Annotated in this window: 7 protein-coding genes; 5 read left to right on the top strand and 2 right to left on the bottom strand. The window is 44.0% G+C overall.

What is annotated here, in order from left to right:
- The first annotated feature begins 262 nt into the window (after positions 1–262).
- From BN8908_RS14435 to BN8908_RS14455, 5 genes are all read left to right on the top strand, one after another.
- Complete coding sequence (locus BN8908_RS14435; RefSeq protein ID WP_082989277.1) at positions 263–3,301, top strand: SusC/RagA family TonB-linked outer membrane protein; 3,039 nt, start codon at positions 263–265, stop codon at positions 3,299–3,301.
- A 20-nt stretch (positions 3,302–3,321) separates the two neighbouring features.
- On the top strand, positions 3,322–4,941 hold the full coding sequence (locus tag BN8908_RS14440) for a RagB/SusD family nutrient uptake outer membrane protein (RefSeq protein ID WP_068691360.1): 1,620 nt from the start codon (positions 3,322–3,324) through the stop codon (positions 4,939–4,941).
- Between the two features lie 21 nt (positions 4,942–4,962).
- Positions 4,963–6,024 carry a SusE domain-containing protein gene (locus tag BN8908_RS14445; protein ID WP_021988020.1) on the top strand — a complete coding sequence of 354 codons (1,062 nt, stop codon included), beginning with the start codon at positions 4,963–4,965 and terminating at the stop codon, positions 6,022–6,024.
- A 60-nt stretch (positions 6,025–6,084) separates the two neighbouring features.
- Entirely contained in the window at positions 6,085–8,118 is a 2,034-nt protein-coding gene (locus BN8908_RS14450) for a SusF/SusE family carbohydrate-binding protein (protein WP_068691362.1), read from the top strand.
- Between the two features lie 138 nt (positions 8,119–8,256).
- Positions 8,257–10,227, top strand: a complete 1,971-nt coding sequence (locus BN8908_RS14455; protein ID WP_082989278.1) for an alpha-amylase family glycosyl hydrolase — start codon at positions 8,257–8,259, stop codon at positions 10,225–10,227.
- A gap of 60 nt (positions 10,228–10,287) precedes the next feature.
- Here BN8908_RS14455 and BN8908_RS14460 read toward each other — a convergent pair whose 3' ends face one another.
- Complete coding sequence (locus tag BN8908_RS14460; protein WP_068691363.1) at positions 10,288–12,423, bottom strand: alpha-amylase family glycosyl hydrolase; 2,136 nt, start codon at positions 12,421–12,423, stop codon at positions 10,288–10,290.
- Between the two features lie 70 nt (positions 12,424–12,493).
- Positions 12,494–13,513, bottom strand: a complete 1,020-nt coding sequence (locus tag BN8908_RS14465; protein ID WP_021988024.1) for a LacI family DNA-binding transcriptional regulator — start codon at positions 13,511–13,513, stop codon at positions 12,494–12,496.
- Positions 13,514–13,797 lie beyond the last annotated feature (284 nt).

Raw genomic sequence — 13,797 nt, forward strand, 5'->3', positions numbered from 1 at the left:
TGACGTTTTTAGTTTAAAACAGTCTCTGAATTTAATTTTCACACACGTATTATTTGTCATTTATTGTATTGTAAATCAATACAATATGCAATTATCCCGAATTTATTCTTTTAGTCTGGCTTTTTCGGAAATGCCAATATAAACGTTCATTTTTTAAGCAGGAAAATTTATAATAAGAATACTAAAATTTGAATATGCCCGAAAGCGATCTGAAAAATCAAGCCAAACTTTAAAATTAATGTAAAAAAACAATTCTATCATTATGAAGTACGGAAACACAATGAGAAACTTACTCTTTGTTTTGTGCATGCTGCTATCCGTTAGTGCGTTTGCCCAACAAAGAGTATTGACCGGTAGAGTCACTGACAAGCAAGGTGAGCCTATACCGGGTGTAAGTATTATAATCAAAGGAACTTCCACCGGTACGGCAACGGATTTTGAAGGTAATTACAACCTAAAAGTCCAGACAGGTAATATTCTGGAATTTTCTTTTATCGGCTACAAGACACAAACGATTACAATTGCCGGCCAAACGACCTTAAACATTGTATTACAAGAAGATGTAGAACAATTGGACGAAGTCGTTGTCATCGGCTACGGTACTGTAAAAAAGAATGATGCTACCGGTTCGGTCGTAGCGATTAAAGCCGATGAATTAAACCGGGCTGCGGTAACTTCTCCGCAACAAATGTTACAAGGGAAAGTAACGGGTGTTCAGATCATCCCCGGCGACGGAGGCCCCGGTTCGGGAGCAACTATCCGTATCCGTGGAGCAGCTTCTTTGACAGCTTCCAACGATCCGCTTATTGTTATCGACGGTGTCCCCGTATCCAACGATGCAGCACCGGGAATGGCCAATGCATTGTCTACCATTAATCCGAACGATATCGAATCGTTTACTGTATTAAAGGATGCATCAGCAACAGCAATTTACGGTTCAAGAGCATCCAACGGTGTGATCATTATCACCACAAAAAAAGGAAAAGGAAATAAGATCAACTTAAGCTACAACGGTAGTTTTAGCATTGTTACCAATAGTGAAACCGTGCCGGTAATGGGAGCCGATGAATTCCGGGAATTTATAACCGGAATATATCCGGCAGGAACGACAAACGGAGATAAGATTACCAATTTACTCGGAACAGCAAAAACGGACTGGCAGGACTTAATTTTCCGTAATGCTTTTGCACACGACCACAATATCAGTGCCTATGGTAATGTGAATAACATATTACCTTACCGGGCTTCTATCGGTTATACCAATGAAGAAGGAACTTTAGAGACATCCAAATACGAACGCGGAACATTTGATATCAGTGTTTCGCCCAAATTACTCGACGAACATTTGACTCTTAATCTGAATGCCAAAGGGGTGGTCATTAAAAACCGTTTTGCTGACGGCGGTGCCGTAAATGCAGCAGCATTCTTCAATCCGACACAACCGGCTTATTTTTACAACGAAGACGGAAGTATCAACAAAAACCTGACAAATGGTTACTGGAACTGGATGAACAGCATCGATCCGGTCATTTCTCCGAATGCTTTAGCCACAGTCAGTCCGCTTTCACAATTGTATGACTACAGCAATACCAATACGGTACATCGTTTTATCGGAAATGCCCAACTGGATTATAAAGTTCACGGTTTCGAAGCGTTAAGGGCAAATTTAAATATCGGAATGGACATTACCTCTACCGACGGTAAGAAAGGGGCACGCCCCGGTTCTATGCAAGCCTGGAAGGATTCGGAAAACCTGGGTATCGGACAGTACAGCAAATACACCAATTTCCGCCGGAATCAATTGTTGGAATTCTACCTGAATTTCAATAAAGAATTCGGAGTACACCGTATCGATCTGATGGCCGGTTATTCCTGGCAGCATTTTTATTCTTCCGATCATTCGGTAAGTTATTTCAACGAAACGCACGAACAAAAAGGAGACGATTATAACTATCCGTTCAATCGGACGGAACATTATCTGATTTCGTTCTTCGGACGTCTAAATTATTCATTGATGGGGAAATACCTGTTTACATTCACTTTACGTGACGACGCCTCTTCCCGCTTCTCTGAAGACAACCGTTGGGGTTTGTTCCCGTCGGCAGCCATAGCCTGGAATTTGAGCGAAGAAGATTTCATCAAAAACATAGATCCGATTTCTTCAGCTAAACTACGTGTCGGCTGGGGTAAAACCGGACAACAGGAAATCAATTCCGGAGACTATCCTTATCTGGCCCGTTATTCTTTATCTACTGACCAGTACCATATGTATAACATGGGAAATGCCGGATATATTTACAAATTGACCCCGCAGGCCTACGATCCGAATATCAAATGGGAAACGACAGAAACCTGGAACGCCGGTTTAGACCTGGGCTTTTTTAACAATCGTATTACAGCCAGTGTCGACCTGTACAAACGGAAAACATCCGACCTGTTGAATACGGTAACCGTACCTATGGGCTCTAACTTCTCCAATACGGTATTGACCAATGTGGGTAATATGGAAAATAAAGGTGTGGAAATCGCGTTGAATTTTATCCCGGTACAAACGAAAGATTGGAATTTAAGTGTCGGTTTGAACGGTACTTTCCAAAAAATCGAATTTACAAAACTGACCGGTAGCAACGATCCGAATTACTACGTAGGTATCGGAAGTATCAGCAAGGGAACCGGCGGTTATCTGCAACGTCACATGGTAGGTTCGGCTCCTTATACATTCTACCTGTATCAGCAAGCTTATGACAGCAGAGGACATGCCATACAGAACGCTCTTGTCGACCGTGACGGTGACGGTGTGATCACTTCTGCTGACCGTTATATGACAAACAAATCACCGAATCCGGATTTCTTCTACGGTATAAACCTGAAACTCTCCTATAAAAACTGGGATTTCGGCTTTAACGGACACGGTTCTGTCGGTAACTGGATGTTCAATGACTTTTATTCTTCCAACTCGACGGCAAATATAGACTTTGCTTCGAATACGCTTTCCAATTATGCAACTACGGTAAAGAAAACCGGTTTTACACAGGCCAACGTAACCGAACAATGGTATTCGGATATGTTCCTGGAAAATGCCAGTTTCTTCCGTCTGGATGATGTGAATCTGGGTTATACGTTCCGGAACATCGCCAAACGGGAAGGCTTCAATATCCGGGTCGCAGCTTCCGTACAAAATGTATTTGTGATTACCGACTACAGCGGTATGGATCCGGAAGGCACAGGTGTAGGCGGTATCGATAACAATATTTGGCCGCGTCCGAGAACCTATTCATTGCGTCTGAATGTTAATTTCTAATCTAAAAGGAGAATATTGATATGAAAAAAAGATATATTTCATTATTGTTCGCCGCAGCTTGCCTGTCCCTGAATTCCTGTATCGGTGATCTGGACACGTTGCCGTTGAACGAATCCGACTTTACATCGGAAGATGCCTACTCTACTCCGGAAAGCTATTTGTCCGGACTGTCTAAAATCTATTACAACTTTGCCAACACGGAAGATTTGGCTGTAGAAGACGGCGGAGCTTCGGAAGTGATCCGGGCTTTCTGGACTTTACAGGAAATATCCAGTGACGGCTGTAAATGTGCCTGGGCAAACGACAGTTGGGTAAACGACATCAATAACAACAACTGGAGTGATGCCGACAATGCTGCCACTTACGCCGTATACGCCCGTAGCTTACACGGCATTACCTATGTAAATGAATTTTTACGCCAAAGTACCGACAGCCGTTTGTCCGACAGAGGTATCGGAGGCGCCGATGTGGAAAAAATCCATAGCTACCGCTCTGAAGCCCGTTTTCTAAGAGCTTATCTATACTGGATGGCTATGGATATTTTCGGGGATGTACCTTTTGTAACGGAAGATAGTCCGTTCGGGGCTTATTCGCCCGCACAAAAACCCCGGAAAGAAGTTTTTGAATACATCGAATCCGAATTGCTCGATCTGACAAAAGCCGAAGCCAAAATGCCGGCAGCCCGTTCCAATTATCCGAGAGCAGACATCGGGGCTGTATGGGGATTACTGGCACGCCTTTACCTGAACGCTGAAGTATACACAGGAACAGCCCGTTGGGCCGATGCCAAAAAAGCCTGTGAAGAAGTGTTTGCCCTGGGATACGATCTTTGCCCCAGCTATGCAGACCTGTTCCGGGGAGATAACGGACAGAACCCGGAAGCCCGGCAGGAATTGATGTTCACCATCGACTACGAAGCTTTCAAAACACAATCTTACGGAGGTACTTCCTACCTGGCTTTTGCCTCTATTGCCGCAACAGATAAATATACGACCTTACTGGGTATCAACAACGGCTGGGGAGGTATCCGCGTACCGTACGAATATGCACGCGATTATTTCAACGTATCCGATCCGGATTATGAAAACGGCACATACAAATGTAGCGATAAGCGCGGTCAGTTATTTTATATCAAAGGCCGGAAAGAAACGATGGAAAATATCGACGATTTTAACAGTGGCTGGTCGTTATTCAAATACAACAATATTCCGCACGACAAAACAGGCGCTGAATATGAATCCGAAGCCCAGCAATGTGCTTACTCCAATATCGATTTCCCTTGTATCCGCTTGGGTGAAATCTATTTGATCTATGCAGAAGCCGTACTGAATATGGGAAGTGGAAACGATGCTACAGCCGTAGGTTATTTGAACGACTTGCGTCAACGCGCCGGTTTAGGCACAATCGATAATTTCAATCAGGATTACCTGATAGCAGAACGGGCCCGTGAACTGATGTGGGAAGGTCATCGTCGTACCGACCTGATCCGTTGGAACAAATTTACATCCGGATCTTTTGTATGGAGATACAAAGGCGGAAGCTATGACGGACAAACATTCCCCGATTATAAGAAAATATTCGCAATCCCGTCTTCAGAACTGGCTGCGAACACAAAATTGGTACAAAATCCGGGATATTAATCATTTTAAAACCCAAATAATATGAAATTTACCAGATATATTTTATCCCTTTTGGTGATAGCACTAGGCTTCGCAAGTTGCGATGAACTGGATAAAACGAACGCTGTTGACGGAGAAGATATTCGCATCCCGGTTTTGAATCCCCTGGGCGATATCTCGATCAAAGACAGTAACAAGGAAGAAGAAGTGACTTTTACCTGGAGCGCGGCTGATTTCGGCTACCAGGCAATGATCGACTACGGTATCCATGCCGTTTACACCGATGAAAACGGAGAACATGACATCCTGCTATTCTCCGGAATCAACGAAACTTCTTATGCTACGACCAAGGATGTACTGAATGTGAAATTCTGTACTGCCGTAGAAGAAGGCGGATTGGGCATCGCCGAATATGCTACGGTTACCGTCGGATTTTATGTTACCGCTACGATAGGCACCGACTACACTGTCGTACGCTCGGCAGAAAATATAACATCCAAGGTAACAACAGCCCAGGCTGTCGTAAAAGCCAAAGGCTTGTATGTTCCCGGCTCACACCAAGGCTGGGCTCCGGATGCTGCTCAAATGATTTTCGAATCGGCGGAAACAGATGTTTATATCGGCTATCTCGACCTGAATACAGAAGACGGCTCTGACGCAGAATTCAAATTTACTTCTCAGCCCGACTGGAACGGTACAAACTACGGAGGTTCTTTGGATGCAATCGATAATGACGGAGGTGCAGGCAACCTGACAACTGCTTCCGGATTCTATAAGGCAAAATTAGACCTGGTCAATATGAAAGCTGAACTTACGAAGATGGAAACAGTAGGATTGATGGGTAGCTTCAACGACTGGGCCGAAGATCTGCCGATGACATACGATTGGGCTAGTAAAATCTATTCGGCTACGATCACGGTAGAAGCTAACGGAGAATTCAAAATACGTTTCAACGGCAATTGGGATTACAATTTCGGAGGCGATATCAACGATCTGACAGAAGGCGGCGGTAATATTGTCATTGAAGAAGCCGGAACTTATCTTGTGAAATTCTTCTATAACTATGAGACTTACAAATATTGTCTGAGTTACGAAAAACAGTAATATAGAACACGAGAGGGAACAATTTTCAAAAAAGTTCCCTCTCCTAAAAACGAAAGAATTATGAAATACTTCAAATATATTCTGGCTCTCATAGCCGTCAGCCTGCTGGCAGTTGCCTGCTCCGAAGATCCGGAAGAATTCCGTCAGACTTCGGTCGTCGCTCCGGTATTGAAAACCCACGGAATGATTCTGGTCACTCCTTCTTCCAAAGTAGAAAACGTAACTTTTGCCTGGAATGCACTTCGACCGGGATACAAAACAACGGTGAATTATGAACTTTTCGGTAAATACGGAGAAGAAGGAGCCGAAGTCAGCTTCGGTTCTGCTTCCGGTCTTTCATTGACCATTGCTAAAGAAGTTTTCAATGAAACGGTATTAAGTGCGGGTGCTCCGGCAAACCAACTGTTTGAAATGACCTTCTTCGTAAAAGCATATTACGACAATACTTCTGTCAATTCCAATACAATAACCGTAAATATCCAAAGCCAGGGCGACCTGATCGAACCGGAATTTACCGGCCTGGAAGAAGGTCAGAAATTTGAACTGAGTTCCGCAACCTGGGACCAGAACCTGTCTTTTGCATGGGAACCCGCCAGCCTGGAAGTCGGAGCAGAAATTGAATATGCCGTATTTGCTTATTTCAATGCTCCCGCAGGACCAGGTAGCCGGGCAATCCCCGACGAAGCTGTCGAACTTGTACGGACAACGGAAACCGCTTTTTCCATGACACAGGAAGCTTTTAACGAGCTTATCGTAAAAGCGGGTGCTCCGGAAGGACAACAAAGCAAAATTACCCTCTATATCAAAGCTTATTCTGCTGAAATTCCCGAAGGCCTGGAATCGGCCAGTGTCAATATTCTGGTAACGACCTATTCCGTAAGCTATCCGGAAAAACTGTACGTTGTCGGTTCTCATCAGGGATGGACCCCGGCTTCTGCCCCATCAATGCCGATGACTGATGTGAAAGGTATTTACGAATGTTTTGTCAACCTGACAACAGCCGACGGTGCTGACACAGAATTCAAATTTGCCAGTCAGCCGGACTGGGATGGCACCAACCTCGGTAAATCCGGCGATATTACTCCGACTACAGATGCTGACGGAAATTTAGTGATTACCGATTATGCCCTTAATACCGATCTATCAGCCGGAAATCTGGTATTGCCAAGCGGAATCTACCGTATCCGGGTAAACTATAAAACCAAAACTTTCACAGCATTAAAAATCGAAAGAGTCGGTATTATCGGTTCTGCCACTCCGGCCGGCTGGGATGGCGATACGGAAATGACATACGATCCCGCAGCCAATAGCTGGTCATTGACAACAAATTTGATTGGCGGTGAATACAAATTCCGCATGAACAACAACTGGACCTATTCCATCGGCGATAACGGTCAATTCGAGAACGGCGGCAATTTCACATTTGCCAATACCGAGGGCGAATACAAGATTATTGTGAATACGGGAGTATATCCTTATCAGATAAAATTAATCAACACCGCTTTCTCCGATTATCTGTATATAGTCGGTTCTCATCAGGGCTGGTCGCCCTCAACAGCACCCGGTCTGAAAGGCAATGGAGAAGGTATTTATGAAGGCTTCCTGATGTTAAAGGATAAGGAAGGAAAAGAAAACTGCGAATTCAAATTCAATCCTGATCAGGACTGGAATAACAACGATTTCGGAGGTAGTTTCGATTCGTCCACCAATAGCGGAGAAACCGGCGGAACCTCCAATATCTCTGTCCCTTCAGCCTACTATTATGTCAAGGTAAATCTGGCCGAACAGACGTTCACGCTTACTCCGGTTACACAGGTCGGTTTGATAGGTGCCTTCAATGACTGGGCAGGTGACGCAGCTTTCACGTACAATGAAACCGACGGGACCTGGGTATTGAACGCGCTCGCCTTGCCTGCCGGAGGCGACGGATTCAAAATACGCTTTAACGGTGGATGGGATCTGAGTCTGGGCGGTGATCCGGCAGACCTGACAACGGATAACGGAAGCAATATGACGGTAGCCGAAGCAGGGAACTACGACCTTGTACTGAATATCCTTACCAAGCCTTATAAATTGACCATTACAAAGAAATAATCATCCGGATATACCGTTCCCGAAATAAGAAGGATCTCCTGCATAATATCCATACGCTGGCAGGAGATCCTTTCTATCGCATAGAAAAATTACGTCCTATCCTCATCGATTATTTATACATTTAATACGAAATACAACATGATACTAAAACACAAAATATTCTGTCTACTCTGGGCTTTTGTCTGCTTACTCGGTGCTTGCAGCGACGACGATAACGGAACTCCGCCCCCTGACCCGGACGAAATGCCGATTGTCAATTTATCGATGCCGTCGGCTACGGCCATTTATAAACCGGGACAGACAATTTCTATCGGAGGTTACGGCTTTACTGAATCCAGCGTTATAGCTTTCCGTTCGGCCGCAGATACAGGTGCTTACATTCCTGCTACGAACTTTAAATTTACCGATTACAACATCAGCTTTACAACCCCCTCAGTCTACGACCTGCAAAAAGTATATCTGCAACAAAACAGCCGGCAATGGCTATTGGGACAAATGCAATTCGAAGCCCGTCCTTTCGAGCCTGTCGACCCGGACCAGATGACATCCATCTCCCAATACCAATCCAAAACATGGGACGGAATAAAACGGGCCGGAATTTTCTATGAAATATTTGTCCGCTCTTTTGCCGATAGTGACGGCGATGGAATCGGTGATCTCAAAGGAATTACAGCTAAAATGGATTATCTGAATGAACTCGGAGTTGCCGGCATCTGGCTGACCCCGATTAATCCGAGTCCTTCCTACCACGGCTATGATGTGGACGACTACTCTTCCATCAAACCGGAATACGGTACGATGGCCGATTTCGAAGAATTAGTAAATAAAGCACACAGTCTCGGCATCAAAGTGATCCTGGACTTTGTCATCAACCACACATCCAAAACTCATCCCTGGTTTACCGACGCATGCAGCAACGAAAACAGTCCTTACCGGGATTATTTCCTCTTTTCCAAAGATCCGCAGGCAGACATTGCTGCCGGCCTTATTCCAATGACGAAAACTTACAATGCCGGACAATGGCATTCCGTAGCTACCGGTACCACCGAATACAAATACATGGGTATGTTTTCCGACTGGATGCCTGAAATTAATTACGGAGCAGTAAACGAATGTGAAAATTCGCCGGCTTTTAAAGCCATTTGCGATGCGGGCCGTTTTTGGCTGAGTAAAGGAGTTGACGGTTTCCGGCTGGATGCCGTAAAACACATCTACCAGGATGAAAACTCAGATGAAAATCCCACATTCCTGAAAAAATTCTATACGGAACTGGCCAAAACCAAAGCCGATCTTTATATGGTCGGGGAAGCTTTGGCCGAACATAATACGGTAGCTCCTTATTACGAAGGACTTCCGGCCCTATTTGATTTCAGCAGTTGGTACCGGATGATGTATGCCATCCAGAACAGCCACGCCAAATGGTTCCCCAAAGACATGATCAGCTACCAGGATGAATATGCCGCTTACCGGAGCGATTTTATCGATGCGACGAAACTCTCCAATCACGACGAGGACCGTGCCCGTTCAGTATTGGGTGGCAGCAGCAATCTGAGTCTGGAAAGGGCCAAAATGGCAGCAGCCATTCTTATGACATCGGTAGGAAGTCCCTATATCTACTATGGTGAAGAAATCGGTATGTTGGGTATGAAAACCAACGGCGACGAAAACGTACGCGATCCGATGCTATGGGACGTGCGGGCACAGGATAATTACCGCACAACCTGGCGTACATCCGTTTATTCCACCGAAGCAACCGTCGGAACAGTAGCCGGACAAGCCGAAAAAGTGAACTCCATTTACAATATCTACCGTTATTTCATAAAATTGCGTAATGCCTATCCTGCTTTAGCAACCGGAAAAATGACACTAACCGAAGCATTTAACGACGCAGAAGACAGCGACAAAAATTTTATGGTATTCTATCGGGAAGCCGAAGGAGAAAAATTACTGGTAATCCACAATGTCTCCAATACCTTGAAGACTTATACTCTGAAAAAAGCCATCAAACAGCCGATAGCCGATACCAAAGGCACAGGCCTGAAAAAAATCAGTGACAATGAATACCTGATTTATATGCCGGCTTACTCAAGCATTATTATCGAAATGTAATACCGTCTGACTTTCAAAAACTCCCTGAAAATAAAGCTTCAGGGAGTTTTTTATCCTAAATCACAAACTTCTTATTTCGTTGTAAAATACCTCCACCCCATTTCCCGGAACATCGACGATTAATTTCGAATTATCATAACTGAAACGACTGCCGAACATGGACTTAAATGTACCTCTCCGATCCCGCTGGGGCAGATCAAGCTTCAAAGTTATCTCTTCTTCATGCTTATTGAAAATCACAACGACATCCTCCCCAAAATAAGAACGCAGGTAAGCATATACTTTATCTTCCACCCGTAAAGGCACAAAATCTCCATACATCAATGCCATACTATTGCGTCTGAACTTATTCAGTTTTGCCGTCTTCTCCTTCACCCTCTGTTCCTCTTCACTCAATCCATCAAAGCGCATCATCCGGCGATTATCCGGATCGTTCCCGCCTGTCATACCGATTTCATCCCCGTAATAAATAACAGGTATCCCCGGTATTGTCGCATTGAAAGCGATCAATTGTATCAATTTATCATAAGCCTTCTCATCCGACGGTTTCCGTTCCCCAATCTTACGGGTCCATCCGGCAACTTTGCTGTCTTCTGTAAAACGGATATCTCCGGCAGCATATGAAATAAAGCGAGCCCTATCCTGATTACCGGAAATATAAGACATCAGATTATGTACTCCATAACAATGGAAACTCTCTTCCAGAGAACGGTTCAAACGCTGAAACCCGATCTCCGGCCGTGCAAAAACAGCCACAGCATCATCATACACATTGAAATCAAATTGTCCGTCCAGTAACCCGGAACCTATATAGGAAGCTATCAGCTCCCGGCTGCCATACGTTTCCCCAACCTGATAAACGGTTATATTTCGCGGAAATACAATATTTTTCTTGAGTTTATAAGTCAGTGTCCGCCAAAATACCTCCGGAATATGCTTTGTCGCATCGTGACGGAAACCGTCCAGATCGTATTCTTTTATCCAATACAAAGCCGAATCCGTCATCGGCTCATACACCTCTGCCCTCTCCAGGTCCAATGTGGGCAAAAACGTATCGAACCAGGTTGTCAGACGATGGTCATCCCAACGTTCCGTATTCAGGCTACCGTCCGGAAGGTGTAAATTTGTCGCCCAATCTTTATGCTGCTGATACAACGGATGTTCCTCATGTACGTGATTGGCAACATAATCCAAAATCACATTTATATTCCGTTTATGTGCCTCTGTAATAAGTTCTTTCAACTCTTCCGGTGTTCCATAACGATAGTCTATACGAGAAGAAGATACCGGCCAATATCCGTGATAACCTGAGAATTTAGTCTTCGGATTCTTCCACAAACCATACGCACCTTCGGGATTTTGAGTGATCGGCGACAGCCATATTGTATTGATACCCAACGAATCAAAATACCCTTCTTTCAGTTTTTGGGCCACACCGGCAATGTCTCCTCCCATATAATCGGCAATAGGCAACACTTCTTTGGTATTCAACGGATGATTATTACCGGGTAATGAATCTTTAAAACGATCGATCATCAAAAAATAAAGAGTCGAAGCCCGTTTATCGAACCGATTCAACAAACCGGCGTCCATAATCACTTTCCCCTTTTCCAAAGGAATAAAAATATCGTTAGAGACTCCGGATTCGTTCAAGGCCCAAACCCTCAATTCTATTCGCCCGAATTCCTTTGTCACCGGAGGAATGACAATCCGTATACCATTACTGTCCGGAAAAAGACAGCTTTTCTTCAATTTTTGATTCTCTACATACACCGCCCATTCCTCCACCGGATTCCGGTTCAACAGACAGACCGTATCCCCTTTTATCCTATCCGTGAAAATTACAGGAGCTTTCCCCGTATGATCATTCCCCATAGATTTCAGTACGGGTATGTCGTACGTATACCCTTCAGTCTTAACCCGGATATTTCCCATAGGTTTCGCCGATATTTCAGGCAACAACAGAATTTCATTTCTCCCTTTTTTCCATACCGGCTTCAGATCTTCAGAAGAAGTTATCTTCTTTATTTTCGCCGGTTCCAAAAAGTAATCAGTAAGATATACCCGGGTCGTATCGCCACTTAAACGGATCGGTGTCGCTAAATCGTAAATCGCCGGGTGCTCAGGCAAACGTATATCTTCACGACAGGCATAAACTAAAAAAATCCATGCTAGCAAAATCACACATCTCGGCATAATTATCTATTTTTATTGTTTACGGAAACATTAAAGATAATACAAACTTTGTAAAACTACAAAACCGGTATTACTCCAAAGGCCTCACAGGTCGCTCGGTACTTTTTCTGACCACTAAAGCAGGTTTTATCATTTTCGTCACCGTAGGGAACTTGTGGGGCATTTGTATCCTTTCCAGCAATAAACGGGCCGAAATTTCTCCCATGTCTTCAGCATGCCGGTCTACCGAAGTCAAGCCGGGTTCTGTCACCTTCGTGATATTATCGCCCGAAAATCCACACACGGCAAGGTCATCCGGAATACGATATCCCATTTCTTTCAATACCGACAATACCTCTACGGCCATATCATCATCCACTGCGAACAGAGCATCCGGAGCCAAACTCTGCATCAACTGCGGAGTATATAAGCTGACATCAGCCGCCGTATTGCAATATACAATCATATCCTCTTCCACAGGGATATGAAAATCCTGCAAAGCCTGTAAATATCCCAACCGCCTTTTTTGTGCTACCTGCAAATGCTGTACTCCTGCATAATGGACTATTTTACGGTATCCCTGAACGATCAAATGCCGTACAACTTCATAAGCCCCCATAAAATCGTCCGTAATCACTCTATCAGTATCCAATTCCCCTGCTATACGATCGAAAAACAAAAGCGGAATCCCCTGTTCCTGCAAACTATAAAAATGTTGAAAAAAATGTGTCGTCTGCGCCACTGATACTAATACCCCTCCCATCCGGGAAACGCCGATACTGCGACATATCGCTTCCTCTTGCCGGAAATCTTCACAACTTTGAAACAGGACCGGAAAATAACCGTTTTCCCGGAAAATTTTTTCTGCTCCGTTTACAAAAGCAGCATAAAAATCACGACGGATCTCCGGAACTACAACGGCAATGAAATTCGATTTCTGACAACGAAGATTCGTTGCCATGACATTAGGTGCATAATGTAACTCCTCGGCTAATCTACGCACACGTAATTGTGTCTCCTCACTGATATCAGGATGCCCTTTTAAAGCCCTGGATACAGTTGAAGGAGCAAGTTTCAATCTTTCGGCCAACTCTTTTAGGGTTACCTGCATATATTCTGAATTCTGTTTTCACGTTAAACGGCTGCATTTTTATTAAGTTGCATCCAAACGAATCCTAAACAGAAATCGATTTCTGTTTCTTTTCTTCTTTATTTTACCTAAATTAGCATACAAACAAATATTATCGAATAGCTTTACAGTTCGTAATTTAAAAGGGCTGAATAATTTAAATTTTCAATCGGGAGAGCATTACAACCTTAGCCTGATTTAAATAAGACAGTCCGATGCCTACAGTATTTTACAATATAAATATGAAAACTGTGAATTTAAAATCC

It is taken from the genome of Culturomica massiliensis (assembly GCF_900091655.1).
In the GTDB taxonomy this organism is placed as follows: Bacteria; Bacteroidota; Bacteroidia; order Bacteroidales; family Marinifilaceae; genus Culturomica; species Culturomica massiliensis.

What these genes read in the sequence shown, in the direction of transcription:
- BN8908_RS14465 (WP_021988024.1), bottom strand. Translation starts at nt 13,513, where the DNA reads ATGCAGGTAACCCTAAAAGAGTTGGCCGAAAGATTGAAACTTGCTCCT.
- BN8908_RS14440 (WP_068691360.1), top strand. Translation starts at nt 3,322, where the DNA reads ATGAAAAAAAGATATATTTCATTATTGTTCGCCGCAGCTTGCCTGTCC.
- BN8908_RS14460 (WP_068691363.1), bottom strand. Translation starts at nt 12,423, where the DNA reads ATGCCGAGATGTGTGATTTTGCTAGCATGGATTTTTTTAGTTTATGCC.
- BN8908_RS14455 (WP_082989278.1), top strand. Translation starts at nt 8,257, where the DNA reads ATGATACTAAAACACAAAATATTCTGTCTACTCTGGGCTTTTGTCTGC.
- BN8908_RS14435 (WP_082989277.1), top strand. Translation starts at nt 263, where the DNA reads ATGAAGTACGGAAACACAATGAGAAACTTACTCTTTGTTTTGTGCATG.
- BN8908_RS14445 (WP_021988020.1), top strand. Translation starts at nt 4,963, where the DNA reads ATGAAATTTACCAGATATATTTTATCCCTTTTGGTGATAGCACTAGGC.
- BN8908_RS14450 (WP_068691362.1), top strand. Translation starts at nt 6,085, where the DNA reads ATGAAATACTTCAAATATATTCTGGCTCTCATAGCCGTCAGCCTGCTG.